The following is a 25,066-nucleotide window of genomic DNA, read 5'->3' on the forward strand; positions in this document are numbered from 1 at the left end:
AGATGTATAATCAAATTAGGAGTAATGATAAATACAATTTCACATTAATATATCAATACCGCTATTGATTATATCATAGCGTTATTTTTCGTTCAATGCCTTTTTAGTACTCTCTGTCAGAGCACAACACTTAGCTGGATTATGGACGATTTAACAATTGAATTTGGAATTAATATTAGAAAAGATGACCTTTTATATTCGACAAGGTCATCTTTTTTTTAATAACTTATTGAATGCGACCGCCGTCTATTTCTCAACGCTTTAATCCCTGTCAGCCAAAATCTTTTGTATACTAGTTAATTGAATACAGACACTTAACACCTCAATTGCTGTTTTGAGTTCGCGAATTGAAGGGAATGTAGGAGCTATTCGTATATTCCTATCTCTGGGATCTTTTCCATAAGGATATGTAGCACCTGCGTTCGTTAATGTGACGCCAATTTTTCCAGCCATATTTACTATTTCTTTAGCACAACCGTCCATCGTATTAAGACTAATGAAATAGCCGCCATTTGGCTTATTCCACATGGCAATTTTTTTGTCGCCTAAATCTGTCTCAAGATGATTCAAAACCAGATCAAATTTTGGTTTGATAATTGCCGCTTGTTTCCTCATATGAATTTTTACGTTATCCATATTTTTCAAAAAAAGAACATGCCGAAGCTGGTTTATCTTATCAGGACCAATTGTTTGAACTCCAAGCTGTTTTTTTATTACATTCACATTATATTCGCTGGATGCCAGCATCGCGACACCTGAACCAGGAAACGTAATTTTGGAAGTTGAGCTGAACATATAAACCCGATCACGGTTTCCTGCAGATTTGCAAGTTGTTAAAATATTTTTCAACTGATCAGGCTTATCCGACAAATGATGAACAGTGTAAGCATCGTCCCAAAAAATTCGGAAATCCTTTGCTTTTGTCTCCATACAGGCCAGCCTGTCAACTACTTCATCCGAGTATGTGATGCCATCAGGATTGCTATATTTAGGAACGCACCATATCCCTTTAATAGAATCATCTTCACTTACAAGCTTTTCAACGATATCCATATTCGGACCATCTTGATTCATATCTATTGTTACCATTTCAATGTTCAAAAGCTCGCATATCGCAAAATGCCTGTCATAACCGGGACTTGGGCAAAGAAATTTAACTTTGGGGAGCCTTCCCCATGGCAATTCATCTGCACCGACACCAAGAAGCATCGCTCTCGATATAGTATCGTGCATCATATTCAAGCTTGAATTACCACCTATAATCATTTCCTTTGTACTCACGCCAAGCATTTGTGAAAACAATTCCTTCGCTTCGGGAATTCCATCAACTCCCCCATAATTTCGGCAGTCTGTGTTATCCCCAGCTTTTAACTGATCCTCAGATTTAAGCATATCCAGCATTTCCATAGAAAGCTCGAGCTGCTCTGGACAAGGTTTACCCCTGGACATATCTAATTTCAGATTCATTTCCTTATACTTATTATATTTTTCATGTAATTCTTGATAGAGATCGTTTAATTCATTTGTACTTAAATCAAAAAAAGAGCTGTGTTTCTTCACTTCTCCACTCTCCTACAAATGCGTTTCAGAAATTATACCATATTTCTTCAATTTGACTGACTGTTATCACTGATCATTTACCGCCGAACGGTTTGTTGTTACTTTTAATCCATCTAGCAAATTGGCATTTGCTCGGATTTCTCTAATCCATGTTGTACTAAAATGTTGGGCTTAGGACATGCTGCAATCGTATAAGCTGGAATAATGCCCCGGAATTAAGATAACCATGCAAAACAATTTAATCTACTATTTTTCAATCATCTCCCAATGCAATTCAGTAGGTGTATCAATTAATAGTTGTCGGAGCGCAGACTCAACTTGCTCAAGACTGACAATGTACTTCTGGGGAAATTCACAGGCTTGTCCGCCTACAGTAATCTCAACGAACTCATCTTCTTCCTCCATTGAGTTGAGAAGGTTATGAATAGCGGCACTTGACTCGACTGTAACAATAAACTCTTGATTGCCTCCGCCAACTATGAACATGTTACCCATGTACTGAACTGTCACCTGACTGCACGTGACACCGTCCATCCGTCCGATGACCTCAAGACTCTTTTCTAGCGATGCGTGAGAATGCTCAATTGTATCCGCTATGGCTCCTTTTCGCTGTTCCTCATATATAGTAATCACCGTTCAACACACCTTTACAAAGTTCTCTTATATATCATGCTTCACTGGCCAATTAATAGACGGAACTGCACCAAGATGCAATCCTTGATGAAAAATACTTCCTTAGAATTCCTATATTATACCATAATATCCCTGATACTATTATTGAATGAATCAAAAAACTCCTTCTTTTCCAAGGGTGCTATGAGTTGTAATGGCCCCCAGTATAGAGGGTGATCTAAATGGATAGTTTTTAGTGACATTAATTGAATCGCCTAAAACATTTTTCTACAAAGATCATAATCTATTTAGAAAGCCAAAAAAGGAGGAGCAATCTATGACACAAAAAATGATGAAAGTAAGTCCTAGATTTAAAAGACTTTGTACTCAATTCGGTAACATCCTGGGTGGTGAATCGGAGATTGAAGCGGGTCCGGTTTGTTTTGTTACGCGAATGACAAATTTAAGGGAGACAATATTAGGAAGAAGAACACGTTCGCCTTTGGTTCAAATGCAAATGTTCTCGTTCGAATCTCTTGATAGCTCAGGCCGTGCGCTTTGTTTGGGTGAGACAGCAGTACACCAAAATCAAGTGAATCGATTGATTTCAAATCTCCGTAAACGCGGCATAAAAGTGACAGCCGTTCATAATCACTGGCTAAAAGAAAGGCCCCGCTTAATGTATATGCACTGGGAAGCTATCATGGACCCAATTGTATTTGCAAGAAGAACAAAAGAATCTATTTCATTTTTGGGTTAATTTTTGAGCAAAGCGAATTTATTTTTCTATCATGAAAGGATGATTTCTTATGGCGGCACGAGTAAATGCGAGTCCTAGATTTAAAAGGTTATGTAATCAATTTTCTTCCATTTTAGGTGGAACTGAACATGAAATAACTGCTGGGCCAGTTTGTTTTGTTAGTCGAAATAGAATAATAAACGCAACAATTTTAGGACGACGTACCACCTCTCCCTTAGTTCGCTATCAACTTTTTTCGTTTGAATCGTTGGACAAATCGGGACGAGCGCTCTGTCTGGGGGAAACAGCTTTATTTCAAAGCCAAGTCAACCGATTGCTGTCAAATCTCCGCAAGAACGGGATTAAAGTCACCGCAGTTCATAATCACTGGTTGTTTGAGAAACCTCGCCTGATGTATGTCCATTGGGAGTCAATTGATAATCCCGTTGATTTCGCAAGAAAAGTAAAACGTTCCATTGCCTTCTTGGGTTGATGATAACATTGTCAATTATGTTCAGCGGTGTAATTTCCACAGTCCGATAACACAGTATTAATACTCTTAGCAAAGTTACTGCCGTAATAAGCGTGAATAATACTTCAGACTTACTACGGCTGTTTCTTTGCAAAGTACAGTGTAGTTACTTTAAGTTTAGGGTGTGGCAGTTGCGAATCTGATTGGCGGAGACCACTGCAGGGCAGTAATCCTGCCTGTACGAATGGCGTTCACTGGTATCTGTCCCATAATATCGACAATACTTAGCTGATTTGCACTTCCTGTACCTTCACAACCCGATAAAAAAGCAATTTTCGCACCATCTGGAGACCAGCTGACGGGAGTAGCGAAACAATCGGAAGACGCCAATGTTTTTTGATTCTGACCGGTGCGGCTATCAATTTGAATGAGTGAATAATAGTTCGGCTCTTTATAGGCGGTTGCGCTGTAGGCGATGCTCCGGGAGTCAGGAGACCATACAGGAAAATAGTTTTTGGCTTGAGGTCCGCTTTCAAGCGTATAAATGGTGCCTGTAGCCAAATTCACCGTAGAAATGATGGAGATGCTTACACCGGGGTGCGTATAGAGTGCAAAGATTCCGTCCGGTGAAATGCGAATGTCATGTAACGGTCCGTCCGTATTTTGTGTGATTTGTCTCCGGATTGTGCCATTAGCCCGGATACGGAAGAGCTGAGAGATGCCGGCGGAATCAGGAGCGGCGAACAGAAGTTCTGTACCCGAAGGGAACCATTGAACGTCGCTAGCACCCGGTTCAGGGATAGCATGGCTGTCATGTGTGAATGTATCATAAACGATAATCTGCGCGTTTTTAACATACGCAAGATACCGGCTGTCCGGAGACCAATTAAGCAGCGTATAGGGTTCAATTTGGTCAATCCTTGCAACGGCCAGAGTGACAGTATCCAGAAGGTTTACCACGTTGCCATTGCCGATGAATGCGATTCTTCTATTGTCCGAAGACCAATAGGGAACGGAAAATTCTGCACCAAGCCCCTTTGATAGTTGAAAAATTTGACCTTCCAGCGGTCGGTACAACCAAATGTCAAACGTTCCGCCGATATCCGACGTATAGGCAATCCTTCCCTGAACGTGATCATGAGGAACAGTTTGCACGGCCAACATCCTCTCTTGAATCATCTTATATTTCAGATATATTCAGCAGGCAGCGTTTAGGCGACAATCATGAACCGTATTTATGAAGACCACTAAAAGTCCGGTGTAGCACCGGACTTAAAGGATAATAAGCACTGTCCTCTAAAATTTTCTATTAACAGATGAGAAGAATTTGTACTTCGTATATATCACTTTTTCGAATCCCAAGCCTTTTTGAATTCACTGACAGTTATATAGCGTCGTTCTCGTTCCTTACTAACTGCACGCAAAGCAACTTCATAAAGTGATTTATTCGCTTCCCATTTTGAAAACGAATGATCCATTTCGCCTCCAAGCAGCCCAAATGCAATTGCCCCCATTGTAAAAACATTTGTTTTCGCATCAATAGGTGCACCTAATATAAATTCTTCTGGAGATTTAAAACGTCTTGCTCCCCAAAAATTCTCTCCCATATCATTTACAGAAGGAGCTGGCCTATAAAAATCGATATCACAGATCTTGGTTACATCCGTTGAAAAATCATACAGAATACTGCCATCATAAAAATCAACTGCTACGTACCCTTGTGACTCAACAAATTTGTGAAATTCATATATGGTATTAAGTGCTTGCAGTCTTTTTTCAACGGATAACTGTTTAAATTTGTAGAATGGCGACTGAGGATGCGTCTGTTTAGCTTTACCTGCAAACAACCAGTGTGAATGCAGACATTCTCCTTTAAACCACTCAAATATAGCGGCATAGCCATTATTTGACTCAAAATGATTAATGAGATTAATTAAATAAGGATGTTTCAAGGTCTTATATAACGAAATGGCAGTCGATAATCTTGAAATCGCGTCAATAGGTTCGCCAGAAAACGCTAATGGTCTGCAACCCGCATATTTAACAAAATGCTTAATGCCGTTATTTTCTATTCCAAAGCTGATATTACCGGAATCTTGCTGATCAAACACGCAAAAAACGGTTCCAAGTGATTGAAGCCATGTAAAATCGTGCTGCTCCTGAAGATCAAACGAAACATTGTCAATTATGTGCCTTACCGGCAATTGATTCATTAAATCGTCCCCTTAATTTTGGGGAATCACATAGTTTAAAGGGCTATTTTATATGTTATCCCCTGAATATGATTTGCCCTATTAGCGTTTGGATTTTTTTCCATAAAACATCACTCCTTACACTCTGATACCACAATTATCCACCTGATAAAAGTTATTTGCAACACTGAAGATTTCATTCATTTAAAGTAAACCCGAAGTATTGGCAAGTTGAAAAAGGGGCCGTCAGATAAACATATCTGCGGCCCCTTTCCATGATGAACTGCAATTCAATCATTAATTAACTTTTCTGCTGTATTAAAATTCGTAGTAACACTGCCACGACTTCTGCTCGTGTAGCAACTTGATCAGGCGCATAATTATTACCGCTTTTACCGCTTAAGATGCCTTTCTCGCGAAGCGCTTCTACTGCTCCCTTCGCCCATTGCAGAATAGCTGCATCATCATTAAAGTTAGTTGTTCTGAGCATATCAAGGTCTAGATCAAGAGCTCTTGCAAGTATAACTGCCATTTCCGCACGTGTAATCTGCTTATCCGGCCAGAATGTTCGATACCTAAATGAACAGCTTGTGCAAGCGCTTGTTCCGCCCATTCGCCAACCTTGTCCATATCGCTGAATTTGAGCTCAGCATTGCCCACTTCCGGCTTAATCATATTTATTAGCATCAGATTTTGATATTTAAGTAAACGATTATGAAATCGCCGTCACAGAAGATTAGAGACGTTAAATATAAACCAGACTAATTATTTTTTTGTTATGAGACTGTATAACATAGAATACTTATGCTTCAAACCACTGCCTCGGACCCACCGTATGGAACAACTGCTTCCTATCTTGCTTTAACGCATCGTTGATGCGTTTGCATGTGAAATCGCTAATCGGCTTAGGAAGTTCATCTCTTGAATAGAATTTGCATTCTAAAATTTCAGGTGAGCTTGGTTGGGGGAGTTGGTTATTAATGATTTTCGCAATGAAAGCAAAATGATGCATATCATAGTTCGGTTCATAGTATACACCGGTCAATTCTTGAATTTTGACTTCTAATCCCACTTCTTCAAATACCTCTCTTATTGCGGTTTCCTCTGCTGATTCACTGTCTTCACCTTTCCCGCCAGGCAGATCCCAATTATTTTTGCCATAGCTATGCTTTACAAGCAATACTTTTCCTTCAGAGTCTAAAATAACTGCAGCAGCTCCGATTAACTTTGGCAAGATATAGCCTCCTTAAAGGATGTCTTGTATATCATTAAAGACGATAATATAAAAATAGATGAAGATCAGAAAAGATAGAAAACAAGACCTTTGCCTTCGGCTGCAGCTTGACTGTAGAAACGCCGGATTTCATTAAAATGCTGTAGCAGATAGTCAAAGAACGGGTCCTCATCTTCATCGGAAACAGAGTCAGACTCAAGAGGATACACCTCTTCCTTGGCCATAGCAGGGAAATCATACCGCATGCGGAGCTGTGCCTCATCCAGTTCAGACATAGCCTGAAGCGCTGCTGCAACTTGCTCGGCGCGCAAGATAAATGCCCCGAATGAGCCGAAATCGATGCCTTTGTCTGACGTCATCGGGACGACATAGCCAAGAGGTGGCTCTCCATCGGAAATATCTCCGCAAAGCAAGTAATGAATCGCCTCCCAAGATCTATCAATGTCGAGTCCGGGATAATCGGCTATGTTCAAATTCTCCAATGCAATTTCACCCACATCGATTTGCTGTACCAGTTTGTCGTCAATAGCAAAGTAATATCCGTATATTCCCATGTTGTCATCCTTCTTTCCGTTTTGTATAGGTGACTTTCTACTCTATCTAAATGTTACATTGGAGAAATATGTATTTCAAGAAACATTAGACATGCATCTCTCTAATACATTTTACCTATAACTACCAAGCTCAATCCTTGTATGCTACCCAAAGATTGAGTCAATAAAAAACGCCCGGCAACAAGCATGTTGCCGGGCGTTACGCACTATATTTGCTTATGACTAAACAATGGAGCGATGAATGTATGGCAATATTCCTCCGCTACCTGCGTAGAAGAATATCCGAGATCTTGCAAATGCAAGAGCAGCATTGGTGAAAATGAAGATGCGATCATTCTGGAGGCGAATGCTGGATCAAGGTCAATTAATTCCCCGTGGCGGGCTGCTTCCTCCAGCAGTTCATTCATCTTATTAGCAATATAAGTAAACGGAGGCGCTTCATAGCAGTTTTCTTTCGCCTCCTCCAATCGCTCCGAGCAGGTGGCAGCCATGAGCCACTCCATATCTTCTTGGATGAGAACAACGATTTTTTTGATTAGCGTGAACATTCTTTCCATAATCGGCCGGTCTTTTTCGTTCAGCAAGTAATCCTCGATATCCGCCATAATAAAGTCAAACTTGCTTTTCATAATTGCGAAACATAGCTTGCTCTTATTCGGATAACGACGATATAACGTGCCTTGTCCAATGCCCGCCGTCTTAGCTACCTGATGCATAGACACATCTTCAACTCCATGTTGGATAAACAAAGCGTTAGCCGTTGACAGGATTTTCAAGCTAATTTCATCGATGTCTTTTCCGTATGTCATGGACTACACCTCCCTTACCGTCATGTTAGCCATAAGCCTATTTGTAAAGAAAATTTATACCGGCTGCTTCTGGCCTTCCTCTTGAGGTGCTTTTGTTCTGCGAATGAAGAAGCCGATAATTACAGCCAGAATCGAAAGAATTCCTCCGATTAGGAACGCACTGTGGAGACCAGCTATCATTGCAGGTATGCCTTCAGCTGGATTCGTCGGATCTGGTGATGTCGACATATATTTTTTCATACCGGAGGACATGATGCTGACGAACAACGCTACGCCAATCGCACCTGAAACTTGCTGCAGTGTACTCATGATCGCTGTGCCATGCGGATAGAGATGACGCGGCAGCTGATTGAGCCCTGTTGTTTGCGCTGGCATCATGACCAGCGAGATTCCGATCATCATCAGGATGTGAAGAAAAATGACATAACCATTCGTCCACCCTGCTTCAATACCCGAGAATAACCAGATCGATACACTCATAATGATCAAGCCAGGAATAACAAGTACTCTCGGACCAAACTTATCAAACAATACACCGGAGATCGGCGCCATTATACCATTCAATATACTTCCCGGCATCATAACGAGCCCTGCGCTTAGTGCGGAAAGCAGCAACACATTCTGTAAAAATAGCGGCAGCATAATCATTGTAGAAAACATTGCCATCATCAGAACAAGCATCAACACAGTAACGAGCGAGAACATCGGATAGCGGAAAGCGCGCAGATCAAGCATAGGCTCCTTCACGACGAGCTGGCGCCATATAAACAAGAACAGGCTGATCCCGCCTGCAACGAGACACCATACAACCTCAGGGTCTGACCAAGAGCCTTCTCCCGCTCTGCTGAAACCATACACAATGCCGCCAAAGCCGATGCAGGATAGCAGGATGGAGATAATATCAACTTTCGGTTTAGTCAGTTCACTTACATTTTTCAAATATAAAGCCGCATATACAATTGAGATTACCGCTAATGGGATAACTAGATAAAACAGCCATCTCCAGCCAAGTGAATCAACAATCAATCCAGACAAGGTAGGACCAATCGCTGGAGCGGACATCATGACAAGACCAATCATGCCCATTGCTCCTCCTCTTTTTTCTGGAGGGAAAATAATCAGAATTGTATTCATCAATACAGGAATCATCAAACCTGTTCCCAATGCTTGAACGATACGTCCGGTGAGAAGTATTCCGAATATCGGAGCAAACGCACAAATTATTGTACCCGCAAGAAATAAGATCATTGCCCCAAGAAACATTTGACGTGTAGAAAACCACTGCTGCAGCAATGCGGTTATAGGGACAAGAATCCCGACAACAAGCATATAAGCTGTAGCCAGCCATTGCACCGATGTTTCAGTTATGCTGAAATACTCCATCAAATTAGGAAAAGCGATATTCAACAGCGTCTCATTCAAAATTGAGACAAATGCGCCAATAATAAGCGCAGCGACTATCGGTCCTCTTTTGATGTTGCTTAAATCCAGATTCCCTTTCGCTTCCATACTCGAGCCGTTCAAACGTACCACTCCTTTTTTTATAAAAAGCCTTGCGGACAATTGTCCGCATTACATAATAAAACATACCTAACAACTATCCCATATGTCAATAAAAATGTGACATTTCGCACAAAAAATTTATATTTTCTATATGCTCATTTACTAAGCCTGGATAACAGACCTAAAGCAGTAAGCGGTAAGTCGTCGATTCGTTGTAAAAGTTAAATAACAGAGCAAAAGTCGTAATGTCACCTGTTTAGAATTGTAACGGAACTGAGAGGCTCTATTTAGTAATAAAAAGGTGTTTTAAAACTGTAACGGAACTGTGGAACGCTATAGGTGATCTTTTCCCCGTTTAGGTAGTGATTTTGAGTAAATAAAATTTCTCAGTTCCTTTAGATTTTAAAATAAGTTGATTTTCGTACAATAGCGTGTCTAAGTTCCGTTAGCGTTTTTCAACAGGCTGAGGAGATACAGTAAGCTTTAGCGCGTGATTGCTTGTTCCATAAAAGTTAGTTCTAGAGCGAGAGAACCAGCACCAGTACCAGTACTTGTTGAGATTTTTTACACAGTCTAAATTTTCTTACCCTCTTCCCAAATAATTCTTTTCTCCTATTAAAAATAATTCTTTATTCTCTATTTTTTTCTCCTTTCTCATAAAAATCTAGTAAATTTTTCTTGATCAATCGCACTATAAACAATAACATAAGGATATATGAACCTGTATTACCGCAATGTTCCAAATTGTATGTACACTTCAAAAAAAGGAGAATTTTTTTCATGAATCGTCGTTTTAGCTCTAGTACTATTTGCTCATTTTTACTTGCATTATGTCTTTTCGTCTCGCTGCTCCCTCAAGCCGCAATCGCGAAGGCATCCCCTGACCCGCATTTGGAATACGCGGATCGCTTGAATATACTTGGCATTTTTGCTGGTACAAATAAGGGCTACGAATTGGATCGGAAGCCGACTCGTCTAGAAGGGCTGGTCATGCTGATTCGCATGCTGGGTGTAGAGGCTGAAGCTCAAAAACTGCAAAACGATCCTTCGCCTTTCATCGATGTTCCGCGTTGGGGAATCGGTTATGTAAACTATGCCTATTCACATCAACTAGCCAACGGGGTGTCCGCCTCGCGTTTTGGCTCCAATGATCCAATGAGTGCAATTCAATACGTTACACTGGTGCTGAGAGCGCTCGGCTACAATGATAATAAAGGGGATTTCACTTACGCTCAATCGTTAAATAAAGCGGCTTCGATCGGTCTGATCAATTCCGCGACAAGCCAAGAGCTTGCCAAACAGACGTTTTTACGAGGCCATATCGCCCTGCTGTCATTCGAAGCATTAAAGCAGCCGCTCAAGCAGCAAGAGATGACCTTGGCCGGCAAACTTATTGCAGAGGGTGTATTCACGGAAGAAGCTGCTAACCGCGCTGGGGTGCTTGCACAAGGTGCAGGTGCTGATACAGACGTAGTAACCTTCTCTGATCCCGGTTTGGAACAGGTGGTAAGAGCCGCTGCCGGCAAGCCGACAGGTGACTTGTATCGTTCCGATGTCAACCGCCTGACCCGATTGAGCAGCGTCAATGTGCCGCATACGCGAATCCGTTCCCTTGATGGTATTCAGGCGTTGCAGAAGCTTACACGAATTGAATTGCCTGACAACTTGATTAAGGATTTGTCGCCTCTGTCCTCGCTTCGGGAATTGCAGGAGCTCGTTCTGCACCGTAATTCTATCGAGGATTTGTCGCCGCTAAGCAGTCTCAGCAATCTGGAGGGGTTGTTTGTTTCTCACAACTTCATCACACGGCTGGATGCATTGTCTTCACTCACTAAATTGGAAAGTCTGAATATCGCAAGTAATGCGGTGACGAGCATCAAAGAGCTCCAGAAGCTTAAACAGCTTAGCTATTTGGAAATGAACAATAATGCGGTATCTGACATCAGCGTCATCGCAGACTTGCCGCTTATGGATGAGCTTAATGTCGATGGAAATCCGGTAATTGATATGTCATTTGTCAAAGGAATGAACTACTTAGGCTCCAAGTCGGCAGCCTCCACTCAGGAACTGGGATTGAAAGCGCGTGAAATTATTCAATCGATTATTCGCCCGGGCATGTCGGAGCTGGAAAAAGAAACTGCGGTGCATGATTACATTTTAAGTCGTACCCAGTATGATCATCAAGAATTCAGCAAAGGAATTCCAACCGCCTCAAGACCATATGACGCTTATGGAGCTCTAATTGAGCAATATGCGGTATGTGACGGCTATGCGCGAGCCATGCAGATGCTGGGCAAGCTAGCCGGACTCGACATTTATTATATCGATGGAATCAGCGGATCAGGCCATGCATGGAATCTGATTCGCCTGAATGGAGAATTCTATCATGTAGATGCGACCTGGAACGATTCCGATAACCAATGGAATGGTGCTGCTCCGTCGAACGCTGTCCAAGCGCAGCTGCTTGACTTCGGCAAGCGGAACTATTTCAATCAAACACAAACGGCCAGAGAACTTTCCATCGCATGGGACTTCGACCGATTCCCGAAAGCTAAGACAGATTCTCCGAGTCCGGCTAATCAACAGATTACCGTATCCATTAACGCAGAAACCCCTTTAAAGAATGATCTTATTGTTTGGCTGACAGTGTCTGTGGAAGTCGAAGGAGATGTCACTAAAGGTTTGAGCCGCGATATTTCCAAAGCTGTATTGTTTCCTTACAATAAGGAAAGCGTAGACGTTATGTTGAATGTACCGTCAGAATTGCCGCTTGCCGGTGGAGGCGTAACTTTCACAGTTGACTATAAGGTGTTCTCGACGGAGTATTTTTTCCAGGAGGAGGATAACCATTTTCTCCATCGCAACAACGGGCTGACCTTTATGCCGAAGAGAAGCAACGTGCTGCAGCCTAACGATCATTTATATGTCACCTTGCTCAAGAAAGGCAGCAAAGGTATTACTTTTAACCAAGCGGCTTCGCAAGGCAAACTGGACAGCTATGCACTGAATCAGGCGATGTTCAGCTACAGCGTAACACCTGTTGCAAATTCGTACCCGCCATCAAATAAGTACTCGGTACGCAATGTGAAGGAAATTACGTTGCCTGCTCATAGCGCCATTTATGTAACTGAAGTTTTCTTCGGGGCTGATTTTGACGACAAATCCTGGAACTATTTGTATGGCGAATCCGCCATAGCAGTCAATCATTCGAATCAGCCGAAAGTGTTGGCGCCGGGTGATCTTCAGTATACGTTAAGACCTTCTCCGGAACCATTGAAGCGGAATGCGGAAGTTTACTTCCGATTGTCAGTTTTCGATGGGGCATTCGATGAATCGAACTATGAAAATGAGCTTAGAGAAGGCCGTATATTATTCAAAGACGAATGGGTCCATGTTGTAGATTAAGCTGATCGTGTCGAGGGCGTCCTCCCGTTTGTTCTAAACGGAGAACGCCCTCTTTTTGATTTCATTTATAAATCCTTCCTATTAAACAGAAATATAGTCAAGTAATAAGAAGCTATGAATAACAGTAAGATACCGATTGGAATAAGCAATAACGTTTGTCCTTCAAAAACTCCTTTTTCGCTCATCATATTCAGATAAAAAGCCGCAGGTTGAGCCAATATAATTAGAGCGAGCATAAACACGGCATTGATAATGGCTGCTCCTTTCTTACTAAGTGCGTAAAATAGAGGCATATAGATAGAAGTTAAAACGAGCACCATCCCTATTGAAGCCATAATGTCCAATCCAGAAAAGGCAGGCTTGTTCAGCTCAGGATATTCAAGTTTAACAAGCCAGTGAATCCCGTATGAAGCAAGTATTCCAAAAAGTGCATACATAATAGCTGCTATATACTTGGCTTTCACAATATGCTTGCGGCTGATCGGCAGCGTGACCAAAAAGTTATGATTGTTGTTTTTGATATCGATCATTGTACCAAGAATTTTAGATCCGAAAGCTGTATAAATACCTACAAAATAGATGGACATTTCACTTTTTGGAATAAAGGCAGCACTGAACACAACAAAATAAAGAATAATTATCCATAATGAGCTTTTTAAAGCGATAAAGTCTTTGCGAAGCAAGTTATACATGAACACGGCCTCCCTTGGCGGTAAAGTACATGATGTCTTCTAATGATGGTTTGTCTAATAGAGCATAATTGCCAAATAATCGTTCTGCCTCTTGCCTGTTATCTACTAGACCCTCAAAGCCTACCGCCGTCTCACGAAGTCCGACAAATTTTTTCCGAATATCCGAATCGAGCAATTGCTGGTCACCCTTTACAATAGCGTATCTCTCAAACACATCTTCTTTAGCTTCATTGAAAACGAGTTTTCCGCGGTTGACAAATGTAATGTAGTCAGCAATCCGATCCAGATCAGTCGTAATATGTGTCGAGAAAATTATCGTATTCTTTTCGTCTTGCATCATATCTGCGAGCAGATCAAGCATTTCCCTTCTAAATACAGGATCAAGTCCAGAGGTCGGTTCATCCATGACAAGGAGCTCGGCTTGATGTGATAATGCAATCGCTAGGGAAAACTTGATCTTCATACCCTTGGATAAGTTTTCAATTTTCTTTTTCGGAGACAGCTCGAATTGTTCAAGATAACCTTTAAATTTTGTTTCATTCCAGTTTTTGTAAAATGGTGCAATCATCTTCTTCGTATCAGCTATCGTAAGATGTTCATAATAGAAGCAATCATCCGATACAATGCTGGTGCGTTGCTTAATGTCAACTTCATGTTGAGGCATATCGCGGCCAAGTATTTTTACGCTTCCAGAGTCAGGACGAATCATGCCAAGCATCATCTTGATCAAGGTGCTTTTACCAACACCATTCGGTCCGATGAGTCCGGTAATATAGCCCTGCTTCACATCCAAAGAAATATTATCAACATGGAACAGCTGATAAGTTTTAGTTAAATTACGTACTTCAATTGCATTCATTGCCTATTCCTCCTCGAACAATAACGTCAAATGATCAATTAATTCATGACGGCTCATGCTTAATGCCTTGCTTTCCTGAATGATTTCGAGCATTTTCTCTTCTAACCGTTTCATGCGCTGCTCCCGTATGAAGTCTTTATTGGCACCCGATACGAAACACCCTTTGCCTACAACTGAATCGATGAGTCTTTCTTTCTCGAGCTCTTCATAAGCGCGTTTGGTCGTAATAACACTGACCTGCAAATCCTTGGCAAGCTGCCGGATGGACGGGAGACTGTCTCCAGCGTGTAGTTCGCCATTCAAAATGCTTTGTCTAATCTGATCTATAATCTGTATATAAATGGGGTCGCTCGATGCGTTGGATAATATAATTTTGATGTCTCTCACCTCACTAACGCTCGTTAAGTATACACCGTATATATATAATATACACACTATTAGATAATGCGTCAATAAAGCTCATCCAGTATATCAAGGATAAACGGCTCCGAGCACAAAAAAGACATTTCTGTTTTTAGAAAACGGAAATGTCCTTCGTTGTAAAGCTTTGAATACTATATCTTCTGATCCAGCACATCCAACATTCTAAGCAGCATGACGATCGCTTCTGCACGGGTAGCCGGCTTGCCCGGTACAAATTTATTGTTGCTGTAGCCGCGGATGATTTCTAATTTACGGAGATCTTCTACTGCCCCTTTCGCCCACTTAGGAATTTCTTCGTTATCTGCAAAGCCGGTTGTCCCATAAGCATTAGGCTGCATCTTGAGCGCTCGAGCAATGATAACCGCCATCTCTACTCGTGTAATTGGCATGTTTGGCCGGAAGCTGCCGTCTGCATATCCTTGGACGAAGCCTGCTTGTACCGCTTGTGCAACGGCTTGCTTTGCCCATGCGCCGAATTGTTCATAATCAGTAAATGAGAGATTTGCACTTCCCTCCCCCAGGTTCAAAGCTTTTACGAGCATAACCGTAAATTCAGCACGAGTAACCGGGCGATCAGGCAGAAACGTTTTATCCGGATAGCCGCTGACAAAACTTTTCGCTATTGCGCGCTTAATATAGGCTTCCGACCAATGACCAGCAATGTCAGTGAACGAAATCACAGGCGGTTCATGTTTTTCCTGTTCAGGCATTTGCCGTTCAACATAAAGCTTATACGTTTTCCGAGAGCCATCTTCAGCTTGAACAATCAGCGAAATGTCATTTGCCCCTTCCTGTAAATCGACTTGAATACTGTCAGCCAGCACTTGCTCATTCCAGGTAACTTTTGCAGCTGGATGATCCGCAATCGCCGTCACCTCGATTAGATCCGCTGCCGTTTTGGCTGTATATGACAGTGTATCCCCCATAAACGACGGTGTAAGAGGAATAAGGTTATCTTCTGTCCAAATTTCCAATGTTTTCAAATTCGCATTGTTGGATAAATACCAGCCTCCATTAATACCTGGAAGCACGATTACAGTCAGTTCAGCATTCAGAATGCCAGGATTACGGATATGCGCGGAGAGCTGCAGCTCTCCTGTAATTTTGTAAGTTCCCGCTTGTGCAAAGTTGTAGTCTGTGTTTACCAAATCCCAGCTTACTGGTAATTTGATTGCAGATCCATCGCTCAACTGGGCATTTACTTCCTCCGGCAAAGTCAGCTTATCCAGCTTTGTCCCTTTGGCAACTTGAAGCCGTGCAAGCTCATCTACTTTCGCAACATTCGTATAAGGCATTGCGGATACATAATCTGAAAATTCACTTTCAATTTCTTCAGTGCCAACTGCCTTGATCGCAAACCAATATATCTGGCCTGCCTTCAAGTTTTTAGCCATATATTCTGTTTCAGCAATAAGTTCATCATCGTTTACAAGTGTCCATTCGTTCCTTGATTCAGGTGCCTCTGTTCCCTCATATTGGTATAGTTTGTAGCCAGCAGCACCGTAAACATCACTCCAAGCGAGCTTCACTGCACTTTCATCCGCAACAGCAGCGACCTCATCAGGAACAAGGATAGATCTCGTCCCAATGGCATACAGCCGTTTGTCGTAAGATCCTATATATATCGTTCCATCTGGACCGATCACGGGCGAGGAGTAGATTTCTCCCGCTGTTGCAAATGACCACTTTACTCTATCGTCATCTGAAGCATATGGATCCAGTGCATATAACTTTTTGTTTCCTGAACCGATGTAAACTATGCCGCCTGCTCCTACGACTGGCGAGGATATGATTGGAATCCATGGATTTGTCGCGGTATTCAACGACCACTTCACACGATGTTCATCATCTGCATCAGGGTCCAGCGCATATAGCGCTCCATCGTATGAACCAATATAAACCGTGCCATCGTCTCCAATCGCAGGTGATGATAAAACGGAACCCCATGCATCAAATGACCACTTTACACGATTATTATCATCACTGGCATTCGGATCGAGCGCATAGACGAATCCATCATCCGAACCGACATATATTGTGCGGCCGTCTGCTCCAATTGCAGGCGATGAATATACCGGACACAGATCATCCCAGCACAAACCATCATAGCCCATATTAAGTTCAATCGACCATTTTTCGCGTTGATCATCATCCGCATGAGGATCCAGCGCATAAAACATACCAATGCCAGAGCCTACATAGATCGTACCATCATGTCCAATCGCAGGTGAAGAATCTATTTCACCGCCTATTTCATAGGACCAAATCTCCCGTTCATTATCAACAGTCGCATACGGGTCCAGCGCATACAAATTCCCGTCGTACGAACCAATATAAATGGTGCCATCCCCTCCGATTACAGGTGAAGCATGTACCGAATCTCCTGTTTCAAAGGCCCATATTTGCTTATGCTCGGCATTTGGATCGAGTGCGTACAGTCTTCCGTCCCCTGAACCGACGTAGATCGTGCCGTCTGCCCCGATTGCTGGCGAAGAAGCAATCGCCCCTTCCGTAACAAATGACCATTTAAGCCTGCCTGTTCTTGAATCGATGGCATACAGCTTGCCATCATACGAACCGACATATAGTGTGCCATCTGTACCGATTGCAGGAGTAGAATAAATCGAACCCTCTGCTGCAAACGTCCACTTCTCCTCTGAATCCGTACTTCCCGTAAATCTGGACTGCCGCACCCAATTAAAAGCTGTTGGCTGAGCTGCTTTGCGTTCATAAGCGCCTGACTCATAACCTGCGCCTTGCTCAAACAGCAATTCAGCAGCATTCACATTCGAGGCTGGTATTACTCCCACACATCCTAAACAGATTGCGAGCCATACAATCCATATTTTTTTTCTCCTCTGACACATGTCATACAACTCCTCCTCAGTTGATCTCTTACTAGCATTTTCCAGCCGATTATACACACTTCTCGCGCTTTTGAGATCAACCCTGCCTATCGCCAAAAGCGAAAAGGTGGAGAGAGGGGGTGGAGATTAGTTAAGGAGAACCAGTCGAAGTCAGAACAATTGGAGAGTATTGGCACGTTCCAGCGCTTGCAATCTGCTTTTGACCTGTAGTTTGCCATAAATATTGTTAATATGAGTTTTTACGGTTGCCAGTGAGATATTAAGCTGGCTCGCCAATTCTTTATTTGACAATCCCTTTTCCATAAGATGCAGCACGCACTTTTCCTTCGCAGTTAAAATAGGCATATTTCCTTCTATAGTAATCATTTCGCCAGTTACCCCTTCTATTCGCGGAAATAGGCGCAGCAGTTGTTTCACGTATGTTAAAGGAACTTTCCGGACAGAACGATGATGTTGTTTTTGACGCAATGCGAGATATTGATCCAATAGTTTCCTTAGTCGTATCCCTTCATCTATGAACGTACGAATATATCCCTCCGGCCATGCCAAAGCGAGCGCTTCTTCTAGTATGGTCATACTTTTCTCAGCGTTTCCTTGGAGAGATAGAAAAAGGCTCTTGTATACAAGCAGGCGAATTCGGTCGCTTTTCCGTCCTGCTTGAATCGCGATGAAAAAGAGCCGATCCGTCAAAGCGATAGATTCTTCGATTTGCTCTTCCTCTGCCAGCAAAGATGCGAGAAAAGCGTATTCGTTGATCATCGAAAGCGGGATTTCGTCTTGAAATCGTAACCCGCTGCTTATCAACCATTGATTCCAAGCCTCTTCTTCTCCCTGCTTCTTGCCCAACATAGCTTGAAATAAAGCGATTTTCCCTGACAAATGGGGATTAGCCTTCAGAGCCGGCTGTTCGCTTAATTGCTTAACGATTGCAGTTGCGTTCTTCTCGTCTCCTTGAACAGTGGCTATACGGGCTAGCCAAAGCGCCGAAACAGTCGCCAGGCATGGATTGTCATACGATTTTCCGATATCGTTAGCCCGACGCATATACTTCTCAGCTTCGTCCAGGCGATTACATTCATACTGCAATTTGCCAAAATCAATACATAAATGCGCAACAAAGTAGACATTTCGGGTTTCAGACCAAATCGATATTAAAGGAGTTAATATTTGCTTCGCTAATGTAATGCTATCGTCCGATACATAAATATCCCAAACCGGATGCCAGCCGTCCTTGTCACCCCCAAAACCTATGAAGAAATCACCTTCTGGGTGTATGCTGACATATTCTTCTGAATACTGTACAGCATAGTCAAAATCCCGATCTAAAAACGTGCGGAATGCAGCGAGAAATGCTAGACCTGCATGTAATGTCTTACTTTGATGCGGAGGAAGATTATCGGCACCCTTTTCCAGCCAGCGTACCGCTTGCCAATACACGTCAGTAGCTTCTTCAACTCGCCCGGACATATATTGGGAAGCGAGCTTTGTCAAAAACAGCATCGGTCTGGCACTTAACAATGAAACAGGAATATCATTCAACCATTTGTAAAGCGTTGTCCATTCATAGACTAGCAGCTCCGGCGCAATTGCTTCCAGCAGCATTAGCGCTTCCTCATAACCCGCACCGGCCAAATAATGATCTACTGCCTCATGCGGGCAGCCATTTTCCTCAAACCATTTTCCAGCTGCAATCTGCAGTGCATTCCATTGTTTCGGTTCTCGTCGCTGCAGTTGCGCGGTCAAAAATTGCTGGAACAGATGATGGTATCTGTACCATTCCCGCTGCTCGTCCAAGGGCACAAGAAACAGATTCAATTGATCCAAATGTTGCAAATACAATTTGCTTTCCGACATACCGGTTACTGACATGCAAAGCTCGCCTGTCATACGATCTAATACCGACGTCTTTAGCAAAAATTGCTGGATCTTTTCCGGCTGCCGGGATAAAACCTCTTCAAAAAAATAATCGGAAATATCCCTTTCTGTTCCCGTCAGCATGCTGACGAGAGATGCTGGATCAGCTTGTTCGTGCAATGATAAAACTAGCAGCCGCATCGCAGTTGCCCATCCTTCTGTTTTTTCTTGTACGGTGGCCGCTTCTTCCTCAGACAAGTTTATCTTGCCGCACATCGTAAAAAATAATGATGTTTCCTCAGGCAGGAAACGCAGATCGCTCACCCCTAATCGGACCAGTCCAGTTCCTGCTCGTATACGGGATAAGGAAAAAGGTGGAATAGTTCGGCTGGCTATATATAGATGAATATGATTCGGCATGCGTTCCAAAAGATATATAATTCCCTTCAGAATCGCTGGATCTTTGATATGATGAAAATCATCCCAGATGAGTATGATTGTTTGGGATAAGCGATGTAAACCGTTTATGAGCGCAGCAATAAACGAATCTGAATCTTCCGCAGCGAATCGAAGGACAGACTCCGCGTTAAAGGCAGGGCAGGCTTGTTTCAACGACGCTATCGTATGGGCCCAAAAACGGATGCGGTCATTATCACCTGAATCCATCGATACCCAGGCGACAGGGCATTTCAGAGTATTCGCCCACTCACTGAGCAAGGTGGTTTTTCCATATCCGGCAGGCGCAGTGACCAAAGTAAGCGTTCGATCCAACCCTTCATGCAAACGTTGGATAAGTCTTGTACGCGTTACTAACGATGTCCGCGGTTGGGGAATATGCAATTTAGTAACGACGATCATCATGGCATTCTATCTCCTTTCGCTGCTTCTAATTCGATAAAAACAAGCGGCGTAAGCGCCATCATAAACATTACGATGAACTTCACTCTATCCTATTATACAGATTTGCTATTGGCAATAGATTGAAAAAGCTAATAGCAAATACAAGGCCAATACTGGAATGATCATTAACTTACAGCCGCCAGGTTATGAAAGTTTGTGTTGTTTTACAAGAAAAAGGATGCATCCTGTCAAGAAAAAATGACAAAATACACCCCTTGTAACTATTACGACCTCAAGTATTTTCCTGTGAATGATTGCTCCACATGGATAATTTGCGTCGGCGTGCCCTCGAACACAACCTGGCCGCCTTTGCTGCCTCCGTCTGGTCCCATATCGATAATCCAATCCGCTTGGCTGATTACATCTAGATTATGCTCAATAACGATTACCGTATTGCCTGCGTCCACGAGGCGATTCATAATCCTCATTAGCTGACCAATATCCGACATATGCAGCCCAGTCGTCGGCTCGTCCATCACATATATGCTTCCTTTCTTATGCAATTCACTTGCAAGCTTGATACGCTGGCATTCACCGCCTGACAATGTGCTGAGCGGTTGGCCTAGCGTAATATAGTTGAGCCCCACATCGCTCATAGCTTGCAGCTTGCGGACTACCTCTTTTAGCTGGAAAAATTCCAGCGCTTGCTCCACAGTCATTTCCAGCACTTCTGCAATTGACTTGCCTTCCAGCTTGTATTCGAGTACTTCTTCTTTGAACCGTCTGCCGCCGCATACTTCACATGGGAGCCTTACACTTTCTAGAAACGCGAGATCGGTATACACAACGCCCAGGCCTTGGCAGTTCTCACAAGCCCCTTTCGAGTTGAAGCTGAACAAGCCTTGATTGACTTTGTTGGCGGAAGCAAACGCTTTGCGCACATCATCCATAATACCAGTGTAAGTCGCAGGATTTGAACGTGTTGATACGCCAATCGCCGATTGGTCGATAACGACTGCATCAGTATGTTGGCTGAGGAATACTTCATTAATAAGTGTGCTCTTGCCTGAACCTGCTACACCAGTAACTACTGTCAGCACACCAGTTGGAATATCTACACTGACATTTTGCAGGTTGTGAAGCGTAGCATTCTTAATAGGCAGCTTGCCAGATGGCTGCCTGCAATCATGCTTCAGCTGAAGCGGCCGCTTCATATGATTGCCTGTTAACGTGCTTGCACCAAGCAAACCTTGGAAATCCCCCTCATACACAATGGTTCCGCCGCGGCTGCCGGCGTGAGGCCCGACATCGACAATATGATCCGCGATCTTGATTACGTCGGGATCATGCTCTACGACGATAACGGTATTGCCCTTGTCTCGCAGCTTCTGAAGCAATTCATTTAGCCGGTGTACATCACGGGGATGCAAGCCAACACTAGGCTCATCAAAGATGTAAGTGACATCTACTAAACTGCCGCTCAAGTGCTTGACCATTTTAACGCGCTGCGACTCGCCGCCAGACAAAGTATCCGTCTCACGATCCAGTGTCAAATAATCAAGTCCGATATCCACCAGATGCTGCAGACGTTCCTTCAGGGACTTGATAATTGGCGCTGCGGCAGGATCGTCAACTTCCCGAATGATGCGTATGAGCTTTCCTACCTCCATTGATGACATTTCTGCAATGTTGAGCCCATTGATTTTGCAGCTAAGCGCAGCTTGACTAAGTCTCGCTCCGCGACAGCTAGAGCACGGACCTTCAGAAATGAATGGCGCAACAGCTTTTTGTGTGCGCTCAGATTTCGTTTTTACATCCTGCTTGATGTATTTGTTTGTGAACTTTTCAATAACGCCTTCTACCGTAATATTGGTTGCTTTACCTGCAAAGTCCATCTGAACTTTCCTTGCTTTGGCGTAAAGCAGCAGCTCCAGTTCCTCATTTGAATAATCACTTAGCTTTTTATCAAGATCGAAGTCCCCTGACTGCACGATTATGTTCCAATCCCAGCCGTTCACAGCATAGTCAGGAAGCATAATTGCTCCTTCATTAAGTGTTTTTGACATATCGACTGCTTTGTTCATGTCTACGCCCAGCCTGCGGCCTATCCCGTTACACTCAGGACACATGCCTTGCGGATCGTTAAATGAGAACATATGCGCTTGTCCTACATAGGGCTGACCCATTCGGGAAAATAGAAGACGAAGAACGGGAGAAATATCCGTTATCGTGCCCATTGTGGAATGGGAGCCTCCTCCAAGCCGCTTTTGATCCACAATAACTGCCATGCTTAGGTTTTGGATCGCGTCAGTATCTGGCTGAGGAACACGAGGCAGAAAGTTGCGCACGAACATGCTGAAGTTCTCATTCAGCAACCGGGTGGATTCTGCGGCAATCGTATCAAAAACAATCGATGACTTGCCCGATCCGGATACACCGGTGAAGATCGTGATCTTCCTCTTGGGAATATGTAAGGATACATTCTTGAGATTATTTTCCCTCGCACCCGAGATTACTATATACTCTTGATTAGATTCGCTCATTTTCAACTTCCTTTCGACTGTATAATAGCGCAATACTTAATCTATTGCAGACACAAACCGGCTGCAAAGAGTATGCAGCCGGTTTATGTTATTTTGGATCAACTGAGTATAACTATCGCACCTGCAAAATTAAGCAGTTTAAAAGATGATTTTGCCTGCCTCATTCTTCTTCCTCCTCAAGTAATTGGCTCAAGCGCAACAAATCTGCACTCTAGAACTTGCTGTAAATAGCTAACCAATCGTAAATTTCCCTGAGTGGAGAAGCATTTAGCCTAAATCGCGTTTCTCTTCCGACTTTTCGATCAAGCACCAATCCAGCTTCTTTGAGAATTGCCAAATGCTTGGATATCGCAGTTCGGCCCATCTGAAACTGTGCCGTTAACTCATGAAGCGGCAATTCCTCTGCTTCAGCTAACAGTTGAAGCAGCCGGCGCCTTGTTGGATCAGCAATTGCGCCAAACACATCCCGCAATTGGTTGTTTTCGCTCACAACATTCTCTCCTAAAAATTCTAACCAAGGGACAGACGTTATTTTTTCGTTATCTTCTCGTAAAGTTTAAAGAAGCTTGGACACCTTTTGATGACTTTTTGATTATATGTCACCAAAAGGTGTCATGTCAATTGCATACTGTTGAGTAATTAATCAGCTAGCCAGAATAACTTTCCCCTTACTCTTCACAGAAGATTCAGCTAAACTTACAGCCTCTTTTACTTTTAATAAATCATAGTGGCAATTCGTCATCATTAAACTTAACTTTTCACTTTTAATTAATGTGATTAAATAATGAAATGTTTCTTGCCAGGTTTCTATGGATACTCTTTTGTTCCAATGCCGTAAATGAAACATTTTAGCTGTCACTCCAGCTTTTGTAATTTCATTCCAGCTAACCTGCACTCCTGACAGAAGTCCAATGGAGATGTAAGTCCCGTTAGTTGAACACTTAAAGCTAACTCAGTACCAGACGACCCCCCAACAGAATCAATGGCAGCAGTGGCACCAAGCCCATTCGTTAACTCCTTAACTGTATCATGTAATGATTGTTGGGATGTATTAATGACATAAGAAGCACCAAGATTAAGTAAATCGTTTGTATGATTATTATTTCTCGTTACCGCGATGAGACGAAAACCTATAATTTTAGACAATTGTGCAAATATATGCCCTATCGAAGAACCGCAGGCATTTACCAATAGAACATCATTTGATTTTAATCCTAACTCTTCTGTGCAAATAACCCATGCCGTAACTGGATTTATATATAGCTGCGAAGCAATGAAATCATCAAAAGAATCAGGGACAGCAATTGCAAATTGGGCTGGAGCTTTAACAAACTCTTGCCATGTGCCTTCCCCTCGCAAAGGCAGAACACGCTTGCCAATAAGATTTTGAGATACAGATGAACCTACCTCTTCTACTATGCCAACTCCTTCGTAACCAGGAATTTCAGGTAAAGAAATCCGGTGCGAGTAAGCACCCCGAATTGGGATTAAGTCAGAGGGGTTAATCGGCCGAGCCTGCATACGTACAAGGATTTCATATTCATTAGGCGGTTGAATATATTTTGTTTTAACTTTTAGTACATCTATGGGATTACCGAATTGTTCGTATGTAATGCATTTTGCATTCAAAGCAAAAAGTCTCCTTTAGTAAAACAGATTTATTTGATCATAGCATGAATGCATTCTTCAGACATGAATAAATAACCCCTATAAAGGATAATATTGGCCTACAAAGGCGTACGCTGCCGCTTCTCCATTAACAATCTTGCTCTTATTCGTTCCTCTTTCTTTTTGCTTGCTAAACGTTGCCCAATCGACAGTCCCCTAGTAATCGTTACAATATCTAAAGGGGTTGCCCAGCAAGTTAAAGCCATCCTGATTGGGATGGCTTTTTAATCATGCTTTAGA

Annotated in this window: 21 protein-coding genes and 1 pseudogene; 3 read left to right on the forward strand and 19 right to left on the reverse strand. The window is 42.8% G+C overall.

The features are described 5' to 3' along the window. Positions 1 to 261: 261 nt before the first annotated feature. Both V1L65_RS11925 and V1L65_RS11930 read right to left on the reverse strand, forming a co-directional pair. Complete coding sequence (locus V1L65_RS11925; protein ID WP_331699369.1) at positions 262 to 1,560, reverse strand: aminotransferase class I/II-fold pyridoxal phosphate-dependent enzyme; 1,299 nt, start codon at positions 1,558 to 1,560, stop codon at positions 262 to 264. A gap of 246 nt (positions 1,561 to 1,806) precedes the next feature. Then, a complete protein-coding gene (locus tag V1L65_RS11930; RefSeq protein ID WP_331699370.1) occupies positions 1,807 to 2,193 on the reverse strand; it encodes a hypothetical protein in 387 nt (128 codons plus the stop codon). Positions 2,194 to 2,509: 316 nt separating this feature from the next. Here V1L65_RS11930 and V1L65_RS11935 point away from each other — a divergent pair, with 316 nt between their 5' ends. Both V1L65_RS11935 and V1L65_RS11940 read left to right on the forward strand, forming a co-directional pair. Further along, positions 2,510 to 2,932 carry a DUF1259 domain-containing protein gene (locus V1L65_RS11935; protein ID WP_331699371.1) on the forward strand — a complete coding sequence of 141 codons (423 nt, stop codon included), beginning with the start codon at positions 2,510 to 2,512 and terminating at the stop codon, positions 2,930 to 2,932. A 49-nt stretch (positions 2,933 to 2,981) separates the two neighbouring features. Continuing rightward, positions 2,982 to 3,404 (forward strand): DUF1259 domain-containing protein, encoded by a 423-nt coding sequence (locus V1L65_RS11940; RefSeq protein ID WP_331699372.1) that lies wholly within the window; start codon positions 2,982 to 2,984, stop codon positions 3,402 to 3,404. Positions 3,405 to 3,560: 156 nt separating this feature from the next. On the opposite strand, the gene V1L65_RS11945 is transcribed toward V1L65_RS11940, so the two are convergent. The 8 genes from V1L65_RS11945 to V1L65_RS11980 all read right to left on the reverse strand — a co-directional run bounded on the left by V1L65_RS11945 (position 3,561) and on the right by V1L65_RS11980 (position 9,681). Continuing rightward, complete coding sequence (locus V1L65_RS11945) at positions 3,561 to 4,538, reverse strand: hypothetical protein (protein WP_331699373.1); 978 nt, start codon at positions 4,536 to 4,538, stop codon at positions 3,561 to 3,563. Between the two features lie 188 nt (positions 4,539 to 4,726). Further along, entirely contained in the window at positions 4,727 to 5,596 is an 870-nt protein-coding gene (locus tag V1L65_RS11950) for a protein kinase domain-containing protein (protein ID WP_331699374.1), read from the reverse strand. A 280-nt stretch (positions 5,597 to 5,876) separates the two neighbouring features. Further along, a complete protein-coding gene (locus tag V1L65_RS11955; RefSeq protein ID WP_331699375.1) occupies positions 5,877 to 6,065 on the reverse strand; it encodes an S-layer homology domain-containing protein in 189 nt (62 codons plus the stop codon). 8 nt (positions 6,066 to 6,073) lie between these two features. Continuing rightward, a complete protein-coding gene (locus V1L65_RS11960; RefSeq protein ID WP_331699376.1) occupies positions 6,074 to 6,250 on the reverse strand; it encodes a hypothetical protein in 177 nt (58 codons plus the stop codon). Positions 6,251 to 6,377: 127 nt separating this feature from the next. Beyond that, positions 6,378 to 6,809 (reverse strand): NUDIX hydrolase, encoded by a 432-nt coding sequence (locus V1L65_RS11965; RefSeq protein WP_331699377.1) that lies wholly within the window; start codon positions 6,807 to 6,809, stop codon positions 6,378 to 6,380. A gap of 65 nt (positions 6,810 to 6,874) precedes the next feature. Next, complete coding sequence (locus V1L65_RS11970; RefSeq protein WP_331699378.1) at positions 6,875 to 7,363, reverse strand: YfbM family protein; 489 nt, start codon at positions 7,361 to 7,363, stop codon at positions 6,875 to 6,877. A gap of 206 nt (positions 7,364 to 7,569) precedes the next feature. Further along, positions 7,570 to 8,172 carry a TetR/AcrR family transcriptional regulator gene (locus V1L65_RS11975; RefSeq protein ID WP_331699379.1) on the reverse strand — a complete coding sequence of 201 codons (603 nt, stop codon included), beginning with the start codon at positions 8,170 to 8,172 and terminating at the stop codon, positions 7,570 to 7,572. Positions 8,173 to 8,226: 54 nt separating this feature from the next. Next, a complete protein-coding gene (locus V1L65_RS11980) occupies positions 8,227 to 9,681 on the reverse strand; it encodes a DHA2 family efflux MFS transporter permease subunit (protein WP_331699488.1) in 1,455 nt (484 codons plus the stop codon). 774 nt (positions 9,682 to 10,455) lie between these two features. Between V1L65_RS11980 and V1L65_RS11985 the strand changes: the two genes are divergently transcribed. Further along, positions 10,456 to 13,080, forward strand: a complete 2,625-nt coding sequence (locus V1L65_RS11985; protein ID WP_331699380.1) for a leucine-rich repeat domain-containing protein — start codon at positions 10,456 to 10,458, stop codon at positions 13,078 to 13,080. 65 nt (positions 13,081 to 13,145) lie between these two features. Here the strand turns inward: V1L65_RS11985 and V1L65_RS11990 are convergent, their stop codons facing one another. The 9 genes and pseudogenes from V1L65_RS11990 to V1L65_RS12030 form a co-directional block, all read right to left on the reverse strand. After that, on the reverse strand, positions 13,146 to 13,772 hold the full coding sequence (locus V1L65_RS11990) for an ABC-2 transporter permease (protein ID WP_331699381.1): 627 nt from the start codon (positions 13,770 to 13,772) through the stop codon (positions 13,146 to 13,148). Further along, the gene (locus V1L65_RS11995) at positions 13,765 to 14,631 is read right to left on the reverse strand and encodes an ABC transporter ATP-binding protein (RefSeq protein WP_331699382.1); all 867 of its coding nucleotides are present in this window, start codon (positions 14,629 to 14,631) and stop codon (positions 13,765 to 13,767) included. Before V1L65_RS11995 ends, V1L65_RS11990 begins: the two co-directional genes overlap by 8 nt. A 3-nt stretch (positions 14,632 to 14,634) precedes the next feature. Further along, positions 14,635 to 15,009: a GntR family transcriptional regulator gene (locus tag V1L65_RS12000; RefSeq protein ID WP_331699489.1), complete on the reverse strand. Its 375-nt coding sequence runs from the start codon at positions 15,007 to 15,009 to the stop codon at positions 14,635 to 14,637. 176 nt (positions 15,010 to 15,185) lie between these two features. Next, positions 15,186 to 17,921, reverse strand: coding sequence for an S-layer homology domain-containing protein (locus tag V1L65_RS12005; protein ID WP_331699383.1), 2,736 nt, complete (start codon positions 17,919 to 17,921; stop codon positions 15,186 to 15,188). Between the two features lie 150 nt (positions 17,922 to 18,071). After that, positions 18,072 to 20,636: a LuxR C-terminal-related transcriptional regulator gene (locus V1L65_RS12010; protein ID WP_331699384.1), complete on the reverse strand. Its 2,565-nt coding sequence runs from the start codon at positions 20,634 to 20,636 to the stop codon at positions 18,072 to 18,074. A gap of 263 nt (positions 20,637 to 20,899) precedes the next feature. Continuing rightward, complete coding sequence (locus V1L65_RS12015; RefSeq protein ID WP_331699385.1) at positions 20,900 to 23,158, reverse strand: excinuclease ABC subunit UvrA; 2,259 nt, start codon at positions 23,156 to 23,158, stop codon at positions 20,900 to 20,902. A 211-nt stretch (positions 23,159 to 23,369) separates the two neighbouring features. After that, on the reverse strand, positions 23,370 to 23,648 hold the full coding sequence (locus V1L65_RS12020; protein ID WP_331699386.1) for an ArsR/SmtB family transcription factor: 279 nt from the start codon (positions 23,646 to 23,648) through the stop codon (positions 23,370 to 23,372). 153 nt (positions 23,649 to 23,801) lie between these two features. Further along, positions 23,802 to 24,787, reverse strand: a pseudogene (locus V1L65_RS12025) (zinc-dependent alcohol dehydrogenase family protein). A 98-nt stretch (positions 24,788 to 24,885) separates the two neighbouring features. Next, the gene (locus tag V1L65_RS12030) at positions 24,886 to 25,032 is read right to left on the reverse strand and encodes a hypothetical protein (RefSeq protein WP_331699387.1); all 147 of its coding nucleotides are present in this window, start codon (positions 25,030 to 25,032) and stop codon (positions 24,886 to 24,888) included. Positions 25,033 to 25,066: the final 34 nt, after the last annotated feature.

The sequence above is a fragment of the Paenibacillus sp. IITD108 genome (genome assembly GCF_036541265.1).
Taxonomy (GTDB): domain Bacteria; phylum Bacillota; class Bacilli; order Paenibacillales; family Paenibacillaceae; genus Pristimantibacillus.

Bases quoted from the DNA above. Each gene is read 5' to 3' on its own strand.
- V1L65_RS11935 (WP_331699371.1), top strand. From the start codon at position 2,510: ATGACACAAAAAATGATGAAAGTAAGTCCTAGATTTAAAAGACTTTGT.
- V1L65_RS11940 (WP_331699372.1), top strand. From the start codon at position 2,982: ATGGCGGCACGAGTAAATGCGAGTCCTAGATTTAAAAGGTTATGTAAT.
- V1L65_RS11950 (WP_331699374.1), bottom strand. From the start codon at position 5,596: ATGAATCAATTGCCGGTAAGGCACATAATTGACAATGTTTCGTTTGAT.
- V1L65_RS11955 (WP_331699375.1), bottom strand. From the start codon at position 6,065: ATGCTCAGAACAACTAACTTTAATGATGATGCAGCTATTCTGCAATGG.
- V1L65_RS11960 (WP_331699376.1), bottom strand. From the start codon at position 6,250: ATGATTAAGCCGGAAGTGGGCAATGCTGAGCTCAAATTCAGCGATATG.
- V1L65_RS11970 (WP_331699378.1), bottom strand. From the start codon at position 7,363: ATGGGAATATACGGATATTACTTTGCTATTGACGACAAACTGGTACAG.
- V1L65_RS11975 (WP_331699379.1), bottom strand. From the start codon at position 8,172: ATGACATACGGAAAAGACATCGATGAAATTAGCTTGAAAATCCTGTCA.
- V1L65_RS11980 (WP_331699488.1), bottom strand. From the start codon at position 9,681: ATGGAAGCGAAAGGGAATCTGGATTTAAGCAACATCAAAAGAGGACCG.
- V1L65_RS11985 (WP_331699380.1), top strand. From the start codon at position 10,456: ATGAATCGTCGTTTTAGCTCTAGTACTATTTGCTCATTTTTACTTGCA.
- V1L65_RS11990 (WP_331699381.1), bottom strand. From the start codon at position 13,772: ATGTATAACTTGCTTCGCAAAGACTTTATCGCTTTAAAAAGCTCATTA.
- V1L65_RS11995 (WP_331699382.1), bottom strand. From the start codon at position 14,631: ATGAATGCAATTGAAGTACGTAATTTAACTAAAACTTATCAGCTGTTC.
- V1L65_RS12005 (WP_331699383.1), bottom strand. From the start codon at position 17,921: ATGTGTCAGAGGAGAAAAAAAATATGGATTGTATGGCTCGCAATCTGT.
- V1L65_RS12010 (WP_331699384.1), bottom strand. From the start codon at position 20,636: ATGATGATCGTCGTTACTAAATTGCATATTCCCCAACCGCGGACATCG.
- V1L65_RS12015 (WP_331699385.1), bottom strand. From the start codon at position 23,158: ATGAGCGAATCTAATCAAGAGTATATAGTAATCTCGGGTGCGAGGGAA.
- V1L65_RS12030 (WP_331699387.1), bottom strand. From the start codon at position 25,032: ATGGCTTTAACTTGCTGGGCAACCCCTTTAGATATTGTAACGATTACT.